Here is an 18704-nt window from a genome sequence, read left to right as displayed (position 1 = left end):
GCGATGAGGAAAGGGTGTGCTGAGTGCCGAGCTGAAGGCGTTTTACATGGTTGCCCGCTTGGGCAGCATTACCCTGGCGGCGAAAAAGCTCGGCCTGAGCCAGCCCACGGTGACCACGCAAATCCGCAACCTGGAAAGTCAGTACTCGGTTGAACTGTTCTACCGTGGCGGCCGCCGCCTCAGCGTCAGCGATGAAGGTGCGCGGTTGTTGCCGATGGTCAAGGCGCTGTTGCAGCAGGAAGCCGACATCGAGTTTTTCCTGCGCAACAGCGGCCAGGTCCAGGGCACGTTGCGCATTGCCGCCACGGCGCCGTATTACATCCTCGATCTGGTGAAGACCTTTCGCGAGCGCCTGCCGCAGGTGGAAGTATCGGTGGAGATCGGCAACTCCCAGCAGGTGCTGGAGGCGCTGGAGGATTACCGGGTGGATGTCGCGGCGTCCTCGCAGTTGCTCGACGATGCGCGGCTGATACGTCGGGTGCTCGGCAGCGATCCGCTGGTGTTGGCAGTGCATTGCAATCATCCGCTGGCGGTCCACGACCATGTGCCGCTCAGTGCGTTGGCCGGGCATACCTTGTTGATGCGCGAGTCGGGCTCTACGACTCGGCGATTGACCGAAGAGTTGCTGGCCAGCGCCGGGGTGAGTTTCGGGCCGCTGCTGGAGATCGGCAGCCGTGAATCGATTCGTGAGGCGGTGCTGCGCAACATCGGCATCAGCATCATCGCCCGGCAGGAAGTGCCGCATGATCCGCAACTGCGCGTGCTGACGATTGAGAATGCGCCGCAGATTCCCGAGTATTTGTACTGCCTCAAGGAACGAAAAGGCGCGCGGTTGCCGGCGGCGTTTCTGGGGTTGGCGCAGGAAATGGCCCCGGCCTAAAAGTTGTGGTGACTGGTCTGGCCTCTTCGCGGGCAAGCCTCGCTCCTACAGGGGAATGCGATCGACCTGTAGGAGCGAGGCTTGCCCGCGAAGGCGTCGGGTCAGGCAGCGCAAGACTTGAACTCTTGAACCCAAATCCCTGAATACCACTATCAGCCGTTTTTGCCTCACTGCCACATGACCGACGCATTACAAATCTAGGATGGCTCTCATCTGCTTGATGAGGCCCGTCCATGAACCACTCGATCGCAACTGCCCTGACCAACCCCGGCGCCCCGATGAAAGTGCGCGGCGTGCAGAAACGCTTTGGCGCCTTCACCGCGCTGGACAACGTATCTCTCGACGTCGCCGCCGGTGAACTGGTGTGCCTGCTGGGCCCGTCGGGCTGTGGCAAGACCACCTTGCTGCGCTGCATCGCCGGTCTGGAGAAACAAGACAGCGGCGAGTTGTACCTCGGCGATCGCGACGTTTCCCACCTGGCACCCCAGGCACGGGACTACGGCATTCTCTTCCAGTCCTACGCGCTGTTCCCCAATCTCACCGTCGAAGCGAACATCGCCTACGGCCTCGCCGGCAGTGGTCGCGATGAAGTGCGCCAGCGTGTCGGTCAGATGCTGGAACTGGTCGGCCTGATCGGCAGTGAGAAAAAATACCCCGGCCAATTGTCTGGCGGCCAACAGCAGCGTGTCGCGCTGGCTCGGGCATTGGCGCCGGCGCCTTCGTTGCTGCTGCTCGACGAACCGATGTCGGCCCTCGACGCCCGAGTCCGCGAGCATCTGTGCACCGAACTGCGCCAACTGCAGCGCAACCTCGGCGTCACCACCCTGATGGTCACGCACAATCAGGACGAAGCGATGCTGATGGCCGACCGCATCGCCGTGATGAACAACGGCAAGGTTGAGCAATACTCCACGCCGCAGGAAATCTACGACCGTCCGGCGACACCGTTTGTGGCGGAGTTCGTCGGGCAGGGCAATTGGCTGCCGTTTCACCGTAGCAGCGACAGCCACGCCCAGGTCGGCGGGATGAGCATGCGCCTGGCGGATGGCAGCGCTAAAACCACGTCGGGCCGTCTGTTCTGCCGCCCCGAAGCGATCAACGTCAACCCGCCCGTGCATGAAGAGAACCTGTTCCCGGCCAAGGTTCGCGAGATTACTTTCCTCGGCAATCGCTGCCGCATGAGCTTCGAACTCGATCAACTGCCAGGCCATGCATTGCTGGCGGAACTCGCGCCGGAAGCCATGCCGCGTCTCGGCGCCCAGCAGATCATGGTCGCCTTGCCACCGCGCAGCCTGCAGGTGTTTGCCTGATGAGCGCGAACATCGCGCTGCCGATACCGCACAAGCAGGTTCGGCAGACCTCCCGTGCCGAGATCGGCGACCGGGTGTTCGTGGTCGGCGGAAAAGTCCTGTTGCTGGTGTTACTCGGCGTCGCGGTGTTGATGCCGTTGCTGGCGATCTTCTGGCGTGGTTTCAGTTCCGAAGCCGGGCAGGGTGGTGGCCTGGCCGCTGCACGAGAGCTGGTGACCAGTGCGAACTTCCACTGGCTGCTCGGCAATAGCCTGAAAGTTTCCCTCAGCGTTGCGGCGATTGTCGTTCCGCTGGCTTACCTGTTTGCCTACGCGCTGCAACGCACCTTGATTCCGGGCAAAGGCATCTGGCGTGGGATGTCACTGTTGCCACTGATGGCGCCGTCGATGTTGCCGGGTATTGCGCTGGTTTATCTGTTCGGCAATCAGGGCATGTTGCGCGGTTTGCTCTCGGACAATATCTACGGCTTCTGGGGCATTGTTCTGGGCGAGGTCATCTACACCTTCCCACACGCTTTGATGATTCTGCTGTCGGCGTTGTCGCTGGCGGATGCGCGACTCTTCGATGCGGCCTCCAGCATGGGCGCCAGTCCGGCGAAAGCTTTCCGTAGCATCACCTGGCCGGCGACGCGTCAGGCTGTGTTCGCGGCGTTCTGTCTGGTGTTCACCCTGACCATCACTGACTTCGGTGTGCCTGTGGTGGTCGGTGGCGATTATCAAGTACTGGCGCTGGAAGCCTACAAAGCAGTGGTCGGTCAGCAACAATTCGGCCGCGGCGCATTGATCGGCATGGTGCTGTTGCTGCCGGCACTGTTCAGTTTTGCGGTCGATGCCTGGTTGCGTCGGCGTCATGGCGATTCCATGAGTGGCCGGGCTCAGGTGTTTCAACCGGCGCCGTCGAAGCTGCGTGATGGCTGCTACCTGGCGATCGTGTTGCTGATCTGCGCGGTGTTGCTGCTGGTGTTCGGCATGGCGGTGTACTCGTCGCTGGTGAAATTCTGGCCGTACAACCTGTCGCTGTCGCTCAACCATTATCAGTTCAACGACACGGCGGGCGGTGGCTGGCTGGCCTACGGCAACAGCGTGAAGATGGCCCTGTGCACGGCGTTGATCGGCAGCGTGCTGATCTTCACCGGCGCCTACCTGATGGAAAAAACCAAGGGTCAGCGCGGGTTGAATCTGACCCTGCGCATGCTCAGTTTCGTACCGATGGCGGTGCCGGGTCTGGTGCTGGGCCTGGGTTACGTCTTCTTCTTCAACCTCACCGGCAACCCGCTGCATGTGCTCTACGGAACCATGACCCTGCTGGTGGTCTGCACCATTGCTCACTATTTGACCACCGCGCAAATGACCGCCACCACCGCGCTGCGCCAACTCGATGCCGAGTTCGAAGCCGCCGCGCTGTCGCTCAAGGCGCCGCTGTATCGGCACTACCTGCGCGTCACCGTGCCGATCTGCCTGCCGGCATTGCTGGACATCGTGCGCTACCTGTTCGTCTCGGCCATGACCACCGTTTCGGCGGCGATCTTCCTCTACAGCCCCGACACCATCCTCGCGGCAGTGGCGGTGCTGAACATGGACGACGCCGGCAACGTCGGCGGCGCGGCGGCGATGTCGACCCTGATTCTGTTCACCTCGGCGGGCGTGTCCCTGCTGCTGGCCTGGGCCTCGCGTGGTTTGCTGCGCCGCTCCCAAGCCTGGCGACAGACCGCGCCTGGCAATTGATTCCCTGCTCCTCAACCCCAAAGCCTTCAACTCAAACAGGAAAAGATCATGTTCAAGCCCCTGGCCCTGGCCGCTGCTGTCCTCACCGCTTTCAGCCTGAACGCCTTCGCGGCGCAAACCGAGTTGACGGTGTACACCGCCCTCGAAGCCGAACAACTGAAGACCTATAAAGAAGCCTTCGAAAAAGCCAACCCGGACATCGAGATCAAGTGGGTGCGCGATTCGACCGGCATCATCACCGCCAAGCTGCTGGCCGAAAAAGCCCGCCCGCAGGCTGATGCGGTCTGGGGCCTGGCGGCCTCAAGCCTGGCGATTCTCGATCAGCAAGGCATGCTGCAAAGCTATGCGCCGAAGGACCTGGGCAAGATCGGCGGCAACTACCGCGATGCGGCCAACCCGCCAGCCTGGGTCGGCATGGACGTCTGGGCCGCGACCATTTGCTTCAACACGGTTGAAGCCGAAAAGCAGGGTTTGACCAAACCTGTGAGTTGGCAGGACCTGACCAAGCCTGAGTACAAAGGCAAGATCGTGATGCCGAACCCGGCCTCGTCCGGCACCGGTTTCCTCGACGTCAGCGCCTGGCTGCAAACCTTCGGCGAGAAGCAGGGCTGGCAGTACATGGACGACCTGCACCAGAACATCGGCCAGTACGTTCACTCCGGTTCCAAGCCGTGCAAGCTGGCGGCAGCGGGTGAGTTCCCGATCGGTATTTCCTTTGAATACCCGGCCGTTCAGCTGAAACGTCAGGGCGCGCCGCTGGACATCATCCTGCCGAAGGAAGGCCTGGGCTGGGAGATCGAAGCGACCGCTGTGATCAAGGGCACACCGCATGAAGAGGCGGCAAAGAAGCTGGCTGACTTCTCGGCAAGTCCTGCGGCGATGGAGCTTTATAAGGAGAACTTCGCGGTGCTCGCTCAGCCTGGCATCGCCAAGCCGCAGACCGAATTGCCTGCGGATTATGAGCAGCGTTTGATCAAGAACGACTTTGCCTGGGCGTCGAAGAATCGCGACGAGATCCTGACCGAATGGCGCAAGCGTTATGACGGCAAGTCCGAGAAAGTGGTTGCCAAGTAAGATTTCCATCGGCTGACAGGGCCCCTTCGCGGGCAAGCCTCGCTCCTACAGGGATACGCGTTCCCCTGTAGGAGCGAGGCTTGCCCGCGAAGGCGGCTTCGAATTCAGGGCAAAACTTCATGACACAACACAACGACATGCTGATCGTAGGCGCTGGCATTTTAGGCCTGTCCCACGCCTACGCCGCCGCCAGACGCGGTCTCAAAGTCACGGTTTTCGAACGCAGCGAAACCCCGCTCGGCGCCTCGGTCCGCAACTTCGGCCAGGCCCTCGTCACCGGCCAGCCACCGGGCCCGATGCTCGAGCTGGCCAAAGCCAGTCGAGAGATCTGGGGCCACTGGGCGCAACTGGCGGGCCTGCAACTCAAGCGCAACGGCTCGTACCTGTTCGCCCGCACCGAAGCCGAAGAACACCTGCTGGAAGCTTTCTGCGCCGGCCGCGCCGTGGAACACGGTTACCGCGTCGACCTGTTGCGCGGTGCTGCACTGCGCGACCTGTACGGCGGCCAGTTCCGCCATCACCGCGCTGCGTTGCATGGCATGGATGATCAACAACTGTATTCGCGCGAAGCGATTCCGGCGCTAATCGACTACCTGCGCCGCGACCTCGGCGTCGAGTTTCACTTCTCCACGTTGGTGCGCGACATCGAACCGGGTCGCCTGCACAGCACCGCCGGCACTTTCAGCGCCGAGCAGATCATCGTCTGCTCCGGCCACGACTATCAGACCTTGCTGGCCGAGCCGATTGCCGCGCTCAATCCGCAAATCTGTCGCCTGCAAATGCTCCGCGCCCGACCGCAGATCAACCTCAATCTGCAACACGCGTTGCTCACCGGTTTGAGTTGCGTGCACTACGGCGCTTTCGCCGATCTGCCGGAAGCGGCGGCGGTGCAGGCGCAAATCCTGCGCGAGGAACCGCACCTGCATGAAAACGGCATCCACCTGCTGATCAGCCCGACGCCTTACGGCGAATTGATCATCGGCGACTCCCACCATTACGGCAGCGATCCGTCGCCGTTCAATGCCGAGCAAGTGGATAGCTGGATGATCGAACTCGCTGAACAAACCCTGGCTTGCAAGGTGCAAGTGGTCGAGCGCTGGCAGGGTGTCTATGGTTCACGGGGGCCAGGGCCGTTCTCGTTCTTGCGGCCGATGCCGGGTGTGAGCGTGGCGCTGATGCACACCGGGGTCGGCATGAGTGTCGGGCCGGCGATGGCCGAACGTAATGTCGCTCACGTGTTGGGGGAAGATTGATGGCGCGTCCTGAGCAAGTGATTGCCGAGGTGTTCGGTTTGTACGAGCGCTTTGGCGACAGCGATTACATCGGCGAGCCGGTGTCGCAGATCGAGCACATGTCCCAGGCGGCCGAACTGGCCATGGCCGAGGGCTTCGATGATGAAGTGGTGCTGGCCGCGTTCTTCCATGACATCGGGCATATCTGCACCGACAGCGCGCAGAACATGGGCGGTTTCGGCGTGGTCAGCCACGAGCGTCTGGGCGCCGATTACTTGCGTCGGGCTGGTTTCAGCGAACGCATGGCGCGGCTGGTGGAATACCACGTTCAGGCCAAGCGTTATCTGACGCTCAAAGTGCCCGGGTACTACGAGCGATTGAGCGAAGCCAGCCGTCGGACCCTGGAATATCAGGGCGGGGTGATGACGCCGGCCGAGGTTGAAGCCTTCGAACAGGACCCGTTGTGCGAAGTCAGTTTGCGCATGCGGCAGTGGGATGAGTTGGCCAAGGAGATGTGGGTGCCGGTGATTGATCTGGGGGTGTTGAAGGACAAGGCGTTGCGGTTGTTGGCTGCGTAATGCTTTGAGATCGAGGTGCTGCCTTCGCCGGCAAGCCGGTCTCACTCCTACAGATTCCGTAGTGACTACAGAACTTGTGTCCACCACATATCCTGTAGGAGTGAGCCTGCTCGCGATGGGGCCAGCCCAAACACCATAATGACCAAGGTTTACAACTGCTGCGCCAACACCTCAACCTGCTCCTGCCTTTCCGCCTGACTCAACTTCGCCTGGGGATTCAGCGACGACCACTGCGGATGCGCCCGAGCCTTGTTCAGGGCTTCGGGCAATTTGCCTTCGCGCCAGGTCTTGTCCTGTGGCGTGGCCACCTGAATGCTGTCCATCGCCGCGTGCCCGCGCACATTCAGCGCTTGCAGCAGTTGCCGCTGACGCAATGCCAACAACCTCAACACACTGTCGTCGACCGTCAACTCTCGCTGGCCTCGGATCTTGCCCATCAACCGGCCGCCATAACTGCGGGCGGTTTGCAGCGCACCGCCGGCAATCGCGCCGGCCAGTGCCGCCGCGCCGAGGGTCAGGCCGCCCACCAACAAGTCGATCCCGGCACCGGCGGCCGCGCCTGCCGCGATACCACCGCCGACCCGGACGCCGAGTTGCTTGAGGGTTTCGGGGTTGAACAAATCATCGCCCCAACGGCCATCGAGCAGCGGCAGATCACTGGCCGCCGCGTCCTGTGGGCGGAAGGCGTAGAGCTTGAGCAAGGCTTCGACGCAGCGCTGTTCCCGTTGGCGAACGGCTTTGCGCAGTTCGCTGATGGCCTGCTGTTCCTGATCCGCATCGCTGACCACGCTGCGTCGGCACGCGGCGCAATCGATCAGCAACTCGGCAATCAGCCGCGCCGCACTTTGCTGGCGGGCCAGGCGTTGGGCCTGTTGATCGGCGATCAGGCGTTCCAATTGTTCGCGGGAATTTTCCAGCAGCAAGGCGAGGCTTTCATAGAGTCGGCGTTCGCCATCCTCGGGCGGCGCGACGCTGTCGAATCGCACCAGGGCATGCAAGCCCAACCGTGCCAGGGCTTCACGCCAATCCGGCTCGCGATGATTGGCGCTGCTGACGAAATTCAGCACCGGCAGCAGCGGTTTACCGCAACTGGCCAGTACTTCCAGTTCGTCGCGGTACTTGGCCAGCACCGGCTCCCGGGCGTCGATCACATAGAGGCCGGCGTCCGAGGCGAGCAGCTGCCGCAGCACTTTGGCTTCCTGTTCAAAGCGCTGCCGGGCTTCGCTGCCCTCCAGGAATCGCGCCAGCCGTGCCGGGCCGTCGAGGCGTTCGCCGGGACGTTCCAGGCGTTCGAGGTAGTCGAGCAGGGCGATGGCGTCTTCAAGGCCTGGCGTGTCGTAGAGATCGAGCAAGGGCTCGCCGTCCACCGACAACCGCGCGCCTTCGACGTGGCGGGTGGTGCTGGGGCGATGGGACACTTCACCGAAACCGACATCCCGGGTGAGCGTGCGCAGCAACGAGGTTTTACCGACATTGGTGTGGCCGACCACGGCCAGCTTCAAGGGCGCTTTCCAGGTATTAGTCATGGCCGGTCTCCAGCCAGTTCACGGGCACGCAATCGGCGAACGGCAGGTCCAGCTGTTGCAGCGCCACATGCCAGTCACCCAGGCGTTCGGCATCCAGTGCTTCGCCGGGCGGCGCTTGCAGCAACCAGACACGGGTGGCGGCGGCATTGCGCGCGAGTTCGGCGATCAGTGCCAGGCTGCCACGGTCTGGTGAGCGGCGCGGATCGCAGGCAATTGCCAGGCGTGCCGGGGGAAAACGACTCAGCTGTTCGAGGAGTTTGTTGCGTGACTCGCGGCTGTCGAGGATGCCGGCGTTGTTCACGGTTTTCGGCAGTGGCGGCGGCCACGGGCGTTGATCGTCCAGCTCGATGGCCACCAGCAGTGCGCCATCGCTCTGCTGTTCACTGACACCGCTTTCCACACGATGAAGTTGCGCAGGCGCGGCATCGCTGATGCCGAGGCGTTCGCTGGTGGGCATCAGGCGTTCGCGCAGTTGGGCATAACCGGGCAGGTTCAAATCCAGGCGCAAAGTTGCCTGACCAGATTTCCAGCGCCACCGGCAGAACACCGCCAGCAACAGACGCGGCAACACGCCGTAGACCAGCAACACGCCCACCAGCCATGCCGCCCAGGCCTGACGGGCGCTTTCGATGTTCAGCGCGGCATCGCCACTGGCGCGGATCATCTCCACAGTGGGCACGCTGAAACCGAGCAACGCTGGCAGGGCGCCGAGGGCCTGGGTCATGGCGACGAAGGTTTCGCCGCGCAGAATAGTGGTTTCCCAGACGAAGCCGTAGCGCCGGGTCGCCATGAGCGTCAGCAAAATCACCAGGGCGCTGAGCATCGCCAGTAACCACAAGCCATTGACCAGCACGCCGATCGCCCAGCGATTGAGTTTCTGTCGCTGCAATAACAGCAGCAGCGCTGGCGCCAGTTGCGCAGCTTTGGCATCCCGGGCGAGTTTTTCGCTGAGCCACAGCCACAAGCGTCCAAGGCTGGCGCCGTGTTCACCGGCAAACACCAGCCCCAACGCCCAGCTCAACAACAGAATCAGATTGAGCCCAAGCAGACTGCCCAAGGCCCAAAACACATTCACCGGGGTCTGGCCGTCACCCAGCGCGGCAAACGCCAGGCCCGCGCCGCTGACAATGGCCAGCACCGCCATGACGATCAGCGCCAGTCGCGCACCTTGCAGCCAATGTTTGAGGGCGTCGGCCAAGCCGTCGCGCTCGGCCAGCCACACCGCCCGGCGCTGAATCCGCGTCGGCAGGTCGCCGCCGGCGCTGCGGGCCAGTCGGTTGGCTTCCAGATCATCCAGGGGGCCGGCGTGTTCTTCACGCAGGCGCACCGTCTCGGTCAGCCAGAGGTTTTGCAGTGGAGTCAGTTCAGTCACGCGGCATCCCGTCGCTCAATTGAGCTGTGAGCATAACCGCTGTGGCGCTTATCGGGGTACGGGAGGCTCTGGTATCCTCGCCAGCATGACTAAACCACTCCCCCTCAGCCTGATCGCAGCCCTCGGTGAAAACCGTGTGATCGGCGTCGACAACAGCATGCCCTGGCACTTGCCGGGGGACTTCAAATACTTCAAGGCCACGACCCTGGGCAAGCCGATCATCATGGGTCGCAAGACCTGGGATTCCCTTGGTCGTCCGCTGCCTGGCCGCTTGAACATCGTGGTCAGCCGTCAGGCGGATCTGGTGCTGGAAGGCGCGGAGGTTTATCCGTCACTGGAGGCTGCCGTGGTTCGCGCGCAGGAATGGGCGAAGGAGCAGGGCGTCGACGAGGTGATGCTGATTGGCGGGGCGCAGTTGTATGCGCAGGGGGTAGCGCAGGCGGATCGGTTGTATCTGACGCGTGTGGCGTTGAGCCCGGAGGGGGATGCGTGGTTTCCGGAGTTTGATTTGAAGGCGTGGAAGTTGGTGTCCAATACCCCGAATCGGGCTGAAGGTGACAAGCCGGCGTACAACTTCGAGGTTTGGGAAAAAGCCTAAAAGCTTCGCGGGCAAGCCTCGCTCCTACAGGATTTGTGTCGATAACGAAAATTGCGTACGACACAAATTCTGTAGGAGCGAGGCTTGCCCGCGAAGAGGCCCGCTCAGTCGCTGAAAGACTTAAGCGTGAGCCAGCTCCGCATGCTCATCCGCACCCAGCAGTTCTTTATCCGTCTGCTGCATCATCTGGCTGGTAATCGCCCCGGCCGTAATCGAGCCACTCACGTTCAACGCCGTGCGGCCCATATCGATCAGCGGCTCAACCGAAATCAGCAACGCCACCAATGACACCGGCAAGCCCATCGCGGGCAGCACGATCAGCGCGGCAAACGTTGCACCACCGCCCACGCCCGCCACACCGGCCGAGCTCAAGGTCACAATCGCCACCAGCGTCGCGATCCATAGCGGGTCCAGCGGATTGATGCCGACAGTTGGCGCGACCATCACCGCCAACATCGCCGGGTACAGACCGGCACAGCCGTTCTGGCCAATGGTTGCGCCGAACGAAGCGGCGAAACTGGCGATGGATTGCGGGATGCCCAAGCGGTTGGTTTGCGCTTCGATGCTCAGCGGAATCGTCGCGGCGCTGGAGCGGCTGGTGAACGCAAACGTCAGCACCGGCCAGATCTTGCGGAAGAAACGCAACGGGTTGATCCCAGCCGCCGACACCAGCAGGCCATGGACCACAAACATCAGGCCCAGGCCGAGGTAGGAAACCACCACAAAACTGCCGAGCTTGATGATGTCTTGCAGGTTGGAACCGGCGACCACTTTGGTCATCAGCGCCAACACACCGTACGGGGTCAGCTTCATCACCAGGCGAACCAGGCGCATCACCCAGGCTTGCAGGGTGTCGATGGCGTTGATCACTTTCTGACCTTTCTGCACGTCATCCTTGAGCAGTTGCAGCGCCGCGACGCCGAGGAACGCAGCGAAGATCACCACGCTGATGATCGAGGTCGGCTTGGCGCGAGCGAGGTCGGCGAACGGGTTTTGCGGAATGAACGACAGCAGCAGCTGCGGCACATTCAGGTCGGCAACCTTGCCCGCATAGTCGGTATGGATGGTTTGCAGACGGGCCATTTCCTGGGTGCCGGCCACCAGGCCTTCGGCGGTCAGGCCGAACAGGTTGGTCAAACCGATACCGATCAGCGCCGCGATGGCGGTGGTGAACAGCAGCGTGCCGATGGTCAGGAAGCTGATCTTGCCCAGCGAGGAAGCGTTGTGCAGGCGTGCCACGGCGCTGAGGATCGAGGCGAACACCAGCGGGATCACGATCATTTGCAGCAACTGCACGTAACCGTTGCCCACCAGATCGAACCAGCCGATCGAGGCTTTCAGCACCGGGTTGCCGGCACCGTAAACGGTGTGCAAGGCAACACCGAATACCACGCCGAGCACCAGCGCGAGCAGGACTTTTTTTGCCAGGCTCCAGGTGGTGTGACGGGTTTGCGCGAGGCCAAGCAGTAACGCGAGGAACACCAGAAGATTGAGGATCAGCGGCAGATTCATGAGAACTCCGAAAGTGACTTGTGCCAGCCACCTTCCGGGGCAGCTGCGAACCGGCAAGCCTAACAGCTTGATTTACAATGAATTAATACCAAAAACGCATGAAAACCGTCGTTTTTGGAATAAGCCGATGTCGCTGTCGGGGATGCAGCTGGCGCAATAGGTGCGTTAACGGTCGCAGGCAGACGGGGACTGTCACACTAATTTGATAGCGTCGATATCTTTGAATCAGGGAGAAATGCAGATGAAGTTCGCACCAAAATTTCTGGTTGCCGCACTCTGTCTTGGCCTCGCCGGCCAAGTGCTCGCCACGGATCTGAAACACTGGCCAGCCGATCAGGCCAAGGCGCTGGACGCGATGATTGCGGCCAACGCTAACAAAGGTAACTACGCGGTGTTCGACATGGACAACACCAGTTACCGCTACGACCTCGAAGAGTCGTTGCTGCCGTACATGGAAAACAAAGGCCTGATCACCCGCGAGAAACTAGACCCCTCCCTGAAACTGATTCCGTTCAAGGACACCGCCGACCACAAGGAAAGCCTATTCAGTTACTACTACCGCCTCTGCGAACTCGACGACATGGTTTGCTATCCATGGGTCGCCCAGGTGTTCTCCGGCTTCACGCTCTCAGAGCTCAAGGGTTATGTCGATGAGTTGATGGCGTCCGGCAAACCGGTGCCGGCCACTTACTACGAAGGCGACGTGGTCAAGAAACTCGACGTCAATCCGCCGAAAGTCTTCACCGGTCAAACCGAGCTGTACAACAAGCTGATGGAGAACGGCATCGAGGTCTACGTGATGACCGCGGCCTCCGAAGAACTGGTGCGCATGGTCGCTTCCGATCCGAAGTACGGCTACAACGTGAAACCGCAGAACGTGATCGGCGTGAGCTTGCTGCTCAAGGATCCCAAGTCTGGCGAACTGACCACGGCGCGCAAGCAAATCACCGCTGGCAAGTATGACGAGAAGGCTAACCTGGGCCTCGAACTGACGCCGTACCTGTGGACCCCGGCGACCTGGATGGCCGGTAAGCACGCGGCGATCCTGACTTACATCGATGAGTGGAAAAAACCGGTGCTGGTAGGCGGCGACACCCCGAGCAGCGATGGTTTCATGCTGTTCCACGGTGTCGACGTGGCCAAGGGCGGCATCCACTTGTGGGTCAACCGCAAAGACAAATACATGACCCAGATTAACGGCATGATGGCCAAAAACGCTGCGGCTCAGGCCAAGGAAGGGTTGCCGGTGACGGCGGACAAGAACTGGGTGATCGTCAAGCCGGAGGAGATTCAGTAAGACCGAGGCGCAGCCATCGCGAGCAGGCTTGCTCCCACAGGTCTTGGGTGATCCAGAGGTTGTGTGAACACCGAAGATCCCTGTGGGAGCGGGCTTGCCCGCTAATGCGGTGTGTCAATCAACGTTAATGCTGGATGTGCCGGCCTCTTCGCAGGCAAGCCAGCTCCCACATTGATCTCCATCGTTTGGTGGATTTCGGTCAGACAAAAAAATGCCCCGCACTTGGCGGGGCATTTTCGTTTCTGCGATTGACGCTTACAGCCCGTCAAGCATTGCCTTGTTACGCACAGCACCCTTGTCGGCGCTGGTCGCCAGCAGGGCGTAGGCTTTCAGTGCGGTGGTCACTTTACGTGGACGTTTTTCCACAGGTTTCCAGCCTTTCTGATCCTGCTCGGCACGGCGCCCAGCCATTTCTTCGTCGCTGATCAACAGGTTGATCGAGCGGTTCGGAATGTCGATCAGCACCTTGTCGCCATCCTGCACCAGGCCAATCGCGCCGCCCGCAGCCGCTTCTGGCGAAGCGTGGCCGATGGACAGGCCCGAAGTGCCGCCGGAGAAACGGCCGTCGGTGAGCAGGGCGCAATCTTTGCCCAGGCCTTTGGATTTCAGGTACGACGTCGGGTACAGCATTTCCTGCATGCCCGGGCCGCCTTTCGGTCCTTCGTAACGGATGATCACGATGTCGCCGGCCTTCACTTCGTCCGCGAGGATGCCGCGTACGGCGCTGTCCTGGCTTTCGAAGATCTTCGCGTTGCCTTCAAAGACGTGGATCGACTCGTCGACGCCCGCGGTTTTCACCACGCAACCATCAAGTGCGATGTTGCCGTAGAGAACGGCCAGGCCGCCTTCTTTCGAGTAAGCGTGCTCGACACTGCGGATGCAGCCGTTTTCACGATCGTCGTCCAGGGTTTCATAGCGGGTCGACTGGCTGAACGCGGTTTGCGTCGGGATGCCCGCCGGACCGGCCTTGAAGAAGTGATGCACCGCTTCGTCGTCGGTCTGTGTGATGTCCCACTTGGCGATGCCTTCGGCCAGGGTTTTGCTGTGCACGGTCGGCAGATCGGTGTGTAGCAGACCGCCACGGGCCAGGGAGCCGAGGATGCTGAAGATCCCGCCAGCACGGTGCACGTCTTCCATGTGGTACTTCTGGATGTTCGGCGCGACTTTGCACAGTTGCGGCACGTGACGGGAGAGGCGGTCGATGTCGCGCAGGTCGAAATCGATCTCGGCTTCCTGGGCCGCGGCCAGCAGGTGCAGGATGGTGTTCGTGGAACCGCCCATGGCGATGTCCAGCGTCATGGCGTTTTCGAACGCCTTGAAGTTGGCGATGTTGCGCGGCAACACCGACTCGTCGTTCTCGCCGTAGTAACGCTTGCACAGCTCGACGATGGTGCGACCGGCCTGCAGGAACAGCTGCTCGCGGTCGCTGTGGGTGGCCAAGGTCGAACCGTTGCCCGGTAATGCCAGGCCGAGGGCTTCGACCAGGCAGTTCATCGAGTTGGCGGTGAACATGCCGGAGCAGGAGCCGCACGTCGGGCAGGCGCTGCGCTCGTACTCGGCGACTTTCTCGTCAGAAGCGCTGGAGTCGGCGGCGATCACCATGGCGTCGACGAGGTCGAGACCGTGGCTGGCCAGTTTGGTCTTGCCGGCTTCCATCGGGCCGCCGGAAACGAAGATCACCGGGATGTTCAGGCGCAGGGACGCCATCAGCATGCCGGGGGTGATCTTGTCGCAGTTGGAGATGCAGACGATGGCGTCGGCGCAGTGGGCGTTGACCATGTATTCGACGGAGTCGGCGATGATCTCGCGGCTCGGCAGCGAATAGAGCATGCCATCGTGGCCCATGGCGATGCCGTCATCCACGGCAATGGTGTTGAATTCTTTCGCTACACCGCCGGCGCGTTCGATTTCGCGGGCGACCAGCTGGCCCAGGTCCTTGAGGTGGACGTGGCCCGGTACGAACTGGGTGAAGGAGTTGGCAATGGCGATGATCGGCTTTTTGAAGTCGTCATCCTTCATCCCCGTGGCGCGCCACAGTGCGCGGGCGCCGGCCATGTTGCGGCCATGGGTGGACGTTTTCGAGCGGTAATCAGGCATGAAGCACTCCGGGCGGCTAATCAGGTATCAAAAGGGAAGTGAGCTTCTATTGACGTCTGGAACACCCAGAAATGGCCGTGTGTCCGGAAGTTGCCGATAACTTTGCGGGATCGCCGCGCGCTTCAGCTTGAGCTCATAAACCCGCCGGGGGATGACTGGCGATGAATGCCGCGATTCTACACGGCTGGCGTCAGGAGGGAATGCCGGGAAGCGTTGATCCAGCGCTGACACAGCGTGCGGGATGACGACTGGCAGGTTTCAGCCCACTTTCAGCGCCAGATGACTTCGTGTAATCAGTACATTCAAGCCAAGACCCGTGGCACTCAAGATCAGGAAACAAAGGGCCAGTGCCGTGGTCAGGTCCTCGGACGCGAGATTGATCACCACGCTGATCACGCCGCCACACATGAAAATCAGCACGCCGCCCACCGAGGTAGAGGTTCCGGCATTCTGTGGGTAGAGACTCATGGCTTTGGAGTTGGCGATGGGCCTGGTAATGGTGGTGCCTGCGGTACAAATCAGCATGGGTATCAGCACCGTCGCCGCAGAGAGCCCGAGCTGATCCGCCAACCAAAGCATCACCAGCCCTGACAACGCGATCAGTCCCAGACCAATGACTATTTGCGTGTTGGCCCGCAGATGCCGATGCAGAACACTGGCGGCAATCCCGCCAAACACATAGGCCACGCCATACAGCAACAACGCCCAGGCAAATTCGTAAGGCGAGAGCGCCAGCCGCTCCATGAAAATGATTGGTGAAGTGACGATGAACGAGAAATGGCAGGCGAAAGCCAGGGCTGAAATAAACCAGTAACCCATGAAGCGCAGATCCGAACACAGCCGCCAATAGGCACTGAACAATCGCTCATGTGCCGTGGTATGAAGGTGCGGGTTTTCCCTGAGCAGGAAAAGGGCTTTAAGCCAGACAATGACAGCGAGGGTGATAAACACATAAAAGCTGCCCTGCCAGCCTAGCTGCAATTGCAGCCACGTCCCCAGCAGGGGCGAAATCGAAATGAACACCCCGCCGCCGGTCACCATCCAGATTCTGATTCGCTCCTGTTCCTTGCCGACGAACAGATCCTGAACCAGTGCCTGTGACAGGACAAAGGATCCGCAGCCAACGGCCTGGATCACCCGAAAGAACAAAAACCAGCTGTATTCGCTGGAAGCCAGGCACCCCGCGGCACCGATCACCGCGATTGCGATACCTGCCAGCAGCAGCTTCTTGCGCCCCCACAAGTCTGACAACGGTCCGACCAGCACCACAGAGAACGCCAGGCCAATGGCGAACATGCTGACGGAAAGGGCGATGTTGGACGGTGAGGTCCGAAAGTAGCCGGAAAGATCGGGAAAGGACGGGAGCACCACATCCAGGGGAAAGACGCCTAGCAGCGTCATGGTCATCAACAGAATGACCATCGCACGATGTTTTTCGATACGGGGTACATGTTTACCGTCATTCATCGAGAAGCCCCGCCCTGGAGAAGAGCTGCCGATTGGCAGGCAGATCGAAGAAACCCGCCTTTTTCATAGCGTTCAACGTGGCACCAGCACCCGACCGGGCGCGCAGGCGTAGTGCTTGCGGGCCGGTCAGATCACAAAGGATTTGCGCCACAGACATTTCGCTCAGGCCGGCGCTGCGCAGGCTTTCGCCAAGCCAGCGTTCATCAACTTCAAAGAAAATCAGCAGGATTTCCAGGAGCAACCTGGCGGTGAACGTGCGTTGGCCACAGCTCAACTGCAGCCACAGATAATGGAATACTTCGCAAAAGTAGCGACTGTGTCGCGCCTCGTCGGCAAGGTGATCCCTGAGCATTTCCTGAACGCTGCTGACCAACGTGTCGCGGCAAACGTCGAGCAGTTCCTTGGCGATAATCGTTTCCGAGACGAAGCCGACGAGAAACCACGCCAGTGCTTTGTGCTTGTCTGGGGTGCGGTCGAGCAGGGCGTTCAGCCGGGCTATCCGCTGGGGCATGACCGGGCGATCAGTCATGCCGTAAATGTCAGCAATCTGCTCGGCGAGGCTATTGGAGAACAGCGCGTGATAAGCCTCATCGGTGTAGAGCTGCAGCGCGGCCGTTTTCATCCGTTGGGGGATGGAGACCCCCAGTTCGTTGTGAGCGATGGTTTCCACGGATCGGTTGACGATACGGTGTTCGAGCAGGGTGGTGTAGTCGAGGAAATGCACCAAATGGTTGGCGGTCAGGCGATGAATGATCCCTCTGCCTGCTGCTTTGACCGCCGGGTGATTCAGGTAAGGCAGGAAGGCCGGAGGGAACCAGTGGCGGGTCTCCAGTTGCTGTTCCAGGTTCGAGGGCCGTTGATAGGCGTGTTCGCTGATGCGCACCGAGGCTCGGGTATTCCAGTCTCCAAGGGTGAAGCGATTGGCCCAAGACGCGGGGTCGATGAGGGGCTCGGTCATTGTTCCTGTCCCCGATTGCTCAGCAGTGCTTTCAACTCCTTGCACATCACTTGCCCGTCGCTCTGGCCGCAGCCGACAAAAAACAACGGTTGTTCTGCACTGTCCTCAAGTCCCAGCAACGCTTCGACCTGATCATCCGTCAAGGCGCCGGTCAGCCAGGTGTTCAATCCCTGCGAAGTGGCCGCCAGTTGAAAGGTCTGAGAAATATGGCCGGCCTCGACGTAGGCCATTCGGTAGGCCCGCGAGTGTTCATATTTCCACCACAGCTTGTCGAATCGACTGGTGATGAACAGGCCTGCGGGCAGGTTATTGATGAAATGTTGCCCGCACATCAGTTGACCCAAAGGCTGACGAGGCAGCGGATTAACGAAACTCAGTGCATGCCCGATGGGGTGGTAGGCGTAGAGACCGGGTTGCAGGCCGTTGACGTTTTGCACCAGCAGAAAGCCTTCGCAGGCATTCAGTCCGCCTCCGGACGGGCTGCTTCGCCGGGCGCCAAGGCCTTCGACAATGCTTTCGTCGACGTCGTTTTCGCGCTCATGCAGATAGCCAAGGGACAGGTACAGCAATGTACTCACCGCTTCGAGGGAAACGGCTTCACCCGTGAACGTGCGGCAGGTTTTGCGATTGACCAGGGCATTTGCCAGGGAGCCTTCCGGCAGGGAGGAAGGTTTTGGCAGGGCAATCAGCTCGCCTGCCAGGCGTTCCGAGCGCCTGGGTTTGGGCGTGGATGTGGACAGCACGTCGGTGCAATGATCAAGGTATTGTTTTGACCATTCATTAATGTCTTGCGGAATATGTTCGCAAGGAATGTTCTTGGTGCCGATATGATATATCTTCGACAGTTCGTCCCAGCCCCATTCAATACTGCCTGTTGTTGATGTTGTCAGTATTCCAGCGTTGAGCAGCTGAGTGTCGATTGTACTGCGGTGGTTGAACTTTTCGGGGTTGTCGATAAGTTCGGCCAGTCGAGTGGAGTACTTCAGGTTTAGTTCAAATTGCTTGTGGTTCTTGTAATCCCAGACTATTTGACCGGGCGTACGAGGAAGTATGAATAAATGAGGGCTGATCTGCATGAT

At 60.7% G+C, this 18704-nt stretch carries 15 protein-coding genes; 8 read left to right on the top strand and 7 right to left on the bottom strand.

Annotated features, from left to right (window positions below):
* The first annotated feature begins 16 nt into the window (after window positions 1–16).
* The 6 genes from ACYZTM_RS13550 to ACYZTM_RS13525 all read left to right on the top strand — a co-directional run bounded on the left by ACYZTM_RS13550 (window position 17) and on the right by ACYZTM_RS13525 (window position 6798).
* Window positions 17–880 carry a LysR family transcriptional regulator gene (locus ACYZTM_RS13550; protein ID WP_131061079.1) on the top strand — a complete coding sequence of 288 codons (864 nt, stop codon included), beginning with the start codon at window positions 17–19 and terminating at the stop codon, window positions 878–880.
* 233 nt (window positions 881–1113) lie between these two features.
* Window positions 1114–2190 (top strand): putative 2-aminoethylphosphonate ABC transporter ATP-binding protein, encoded by a 1077-nt coding sequence (locus ACYZTM_RS13545; RefSeq protein WP_461988941.1) that lies wholly within the window; start codon window positions 1114–1116, stop codon window positions 2188–2190.
* Window positions 2190–3914, top strand: a complete 1725-nt coding sequence (locus tag ACYZTM_RS13540; RefSeq protein WP_461988940.1) for a putative 2-aminoethylphosphonate ABC transporter permease subunit — start codon at window positions 2190–2192, stop codon at window positions 3912–3914. Before ACYZTM_RS13545 ends, ACYZTM_RS13540 begins: the two co-directional genes overlap by 1 nt.
* Window positions 3915–3962: 48 nt before the next feature.
* Window positions 3963–4988 (top strand): putative 2-aminoethylphosphonate ABC transporter substrate-binding protein, encoded by a 1026-nt coding sequence (locus ACYZTM_RS13535; protein ID WP_131061082.1) that lies wholly within the window; start codon window positions 3963–3965, stop codon window positions 4986–4988.
* A 119-nt stretch (window positions 4989–5107) separates the two neighbouring features.
* The gene (locus tag ACYZTM_RS13530; RefSeq protein ID WP_461988939.1) at window positions 5108–6241 is read left to right on the top strand and encodes a TIGR03364 family FAD-dependent oxidoreductase; all 1134 of its coding nucleotides are present in this window, start codon (window positions 5108–5110) and stop codon (window positions 6239–6241) included.
* Window positions 6241–6798 (top strand): phosphonate degradation HD-domain oxygenase, encoded by a 558-nt coding sequence (locus ACYZTM_RS13525; protein WP_131061084.1) that lies wholly within the window; start codon window positions 6241–6243, stop codon window positions 6796–6798. The genes ACYZTM_RS13530 and ACYZTM_RS13525 overlap by 1 nt, the downstream gene beginning before the upstream one ends.
* Before the next feature lie 149 nt (window positions 6799–6947).
* Here ACYZTM_RS13525 and ACYZTM_RS13520 read toward each other — a convergent pair whose 3' ends face one another.
* Together ACYZTM_RS13520 and ACYZTM_RS13515 are read right to left on the bottom strand one after the other, a co-directional pair.
* Window positions 6948–8324 carry a GTPase/DUF3482 domain-containing protein gene (locus ACYZTM_RS13520; protein ID WP_461988938.1) on the bottom strand — a complete coding sequence of 459 codons (1377 nt, stop codon included), beginning with the start codon at window positions 8322–8324 and terminating at the stop codon, window positions 6948–6950.
* Window positions 8317–9696, bottom strand: coding sequence for a DUF2868 domain-containing protein (locus tag ACYZTM_RS13515; RefSeq protein ID WP_461988937.1), 1380 nt, complete (start codon window positions 9694–9696; stop codon window positions 8317–8319). The genes ACYZTM_RS13520 and ACYZTM_RS13515 overlap by 8 nt, the downstream gene beginning before the upstream one ends.
* Before the next feature lie 85 nt (window positions 9697–9781).
* Between ACYZTM_RS13515 and ACYZTM_RS13510 the strand changes: the two genes are divergently transcribed.
* Complete coding sequence (locus tag ACYZTM_RS13510) at window positions 9782–10294, top strand: dihydrofolate reductase (protein ID WP_131061087.1); 513 nt, start codon at window positions 9782–9784, stop codon at window positions 10292–10294.
* A gap of 120 nt (window positions 10295–10414) precedes the next feature.
* Here the strand turns inward: ACYZTM_RS13510 and ACYZTM_RS13505 are convergent, their stop codons facing one another.
* A complete protein-coding gene (locus ACYZTM_RS13505) occupies window positions 10415–11806 on the bottom strand; it encodes an L-cystine transporter (protein WP_461988936.1) in 1392 nt (463 codons plus the stop codon).
* Window positions 11807–12047: 241 nt separating this feature from the next.
* Between ACYZTM_RS13505 and ACYZTM_RS13500 the strand changes: the two genes are divergently transcribed.
* Entirely contained in the window at window positions 12048–13103 is a 1056-nt protein-coding gene (locus ACYZTM_RS13500) for an HAD family hydrolase (RefSeq protein WP_461988935.1), read from the top strand.
* 255 nt (window positions 13104–13358) lie between these two features.
* Here the strand turns inward: ACYZTM_RS13500 and ilvD are convergent, their stop codons facing one another.
* The 4 genes from ilvD to ACYZTM_RS13480 all read right to left on the bottom strand — a co-directional run bounded on the left by ilvD (window position 13359) and on the right by ACYZTM_RS13480 (window position 18701).
* Window positions 13359–15200, bottom strand: a complete 1842-nt coding sequence (ilvD, locus tag ACYZTM_RS13495; protein WP_131061090.1) for a dihydroxy-acid dehydratase — start codon at window positions 15198–15200, stop codon at window positions 13359–13361.
* 258 nt (window positions 15201–15458) lie between these two features.
* Window positions 15459–16667 (bottom strand): MFS transporter, encoded by a 1209-nt coding sequence (locus ACYZTM_RS13490; RefSeq protein WP_461988934.1) that lies wholly within the window; start codon window positions 16665–16667, stop codon window positions 15459–15461.
* Window positions 16660–17625: a diiron oxygenase gene (locus tag ACYZTM_RS13485; protein WP_131061092.1), complete on the bottom strand. Its 966-nt coding sequence runs from the start codon at window positions 17623–17625 to the stop codon at window positions 16660–16662. The genes ACYZTM_RS13490 and ACYZTM_RS13485 overlap by 8 nt, the downstream gene beginning before the upstream one ends.
* The gene (locus ACYZTM_RS13480; protein WP_461988933.1) at window positions 17622–18701 is read right to left on the bottom strand and encodes a SagB family peptide dehydrogenase; all 1080 of its coding nucleotides are present in this window, start codon (window positions 18699–18701) and stop codon (window positions 17622–17624) included. The genes ACYZTM_RS13485 and ACYZTM_RS13480 overlap by 4 nt, the downstream gene beginning before the upstream one ends.
* Between the last annotated feature and the right edge of the window lie 3 nt (window positions 18702–18704).

It is taken from the genome of Pseudomonas sp. MDT2-39-1, assembly GCF_054898085.1.
This window is presented reverse-complemented; position numbering and strand designations above follow the sequence as displayed.

What these genes read in the sequence shown, in the direction of transcription:
- ACYZTM_RS13545 (WP_461988941.1), top strand. Translation starts at nt 1,114, where the DNA reads ATGAACCACTCGATCGCAACTGCCCTGACCAACCCCGGCGCCCCGATG.
- ACYZTM_RS13540 (WP_461988940.1), top strand. Translation starts at nt 2,190, where the DNA reads ATGAGCGCGAACATCGCGCTGCCGATACCGCACAAGCAGGTTCGGCAG.
- ACYZTM_RS13535 (WP_131061082.1), top strand. Translation starts at nt 3,963, where the DNA reads ATGTTCAAGCCCCTGGCCCTGGCCGCTGCTGTCCTCACCGCTTTCAGC.
- ACYZTM_RS13530 (WP_461988939.1), top strand. Translation starts at nt 5,108, where the DNA reads ATGACACAACACAACGACATGCTGATCGTAGGCGCTGGCATTTTAGGC.
- ACYZTM_RS13525 (WP_131061084.1), top strand. Translation starts at nt 6,241, where the DNA reads ATGGCGCGTCCTGAGCAAGTGATTGCCGAGGTGTTCGGTTTGTACGAG.
- ACYZTM_RS13520 (WP_461988938.1), bottom strand. Translation starts at nt 8,324, where the DNA reads ATGACTAATACCTGGAAAGCGCCCTTGAAGCTGGCCGTGGTCGGCCAC.
- ACYZTM_RS13510 (WP_131061087.1), top strand. Translation starts at nt 9,782, where the DNA reads ATGACTAAACCACTCCCCCTCAGCCTGATCGCAGCCCTCGGTGAAAAC.
- ACYZTM_RS13505 (WP_461988936.1), bottom strand. Translation starts at nt 11,806, where the DNA reads ATGAATCTGCCGCTGATCCTCAATCTTCTGGTGTTCCTCGCGTTACTG.
- ACYZTM_RS13500 (WP_461988935.1), top strand. Translation starts at nt 12,048, where the DNA reads ATGAAGTTCGCACCAAAATTTCTGGTTGCCGCACTCTGTCTTGGCCTC.
- ilvD (WP_131061090.1), bottom strand. Translation starts at nt 15,200, where the DNA reads ATGCCTGATTACCGCTCGAAAACGTCCACCCATGGCCGCAACATGGCC.
- ACYZTM_RS13490 (WP_461988934.1), bottom strand. Translation starts at nt 16,667, where the DNA reads ATGAATGACGGTAAACATGTACCCCGTATCGAAAAACATCGTGCGATG.
- ACYZTM_RS13485 (WP_131061092.1), bottom strand. Translation starts at nt 17,625, where the DNA reads ATGACCGAGCCCCTCATCGACCCCGCGTCTTGGGCCAATCGCTTCACC.
- ACYZTM_RS13480 (WP_461988933.1), bottom strand. Translation starts at nt 18,701, where the DNA reads ATGCAGATCAGCCCTCATTTATTCATACTTCCTCGTACGCCCGGTCAA.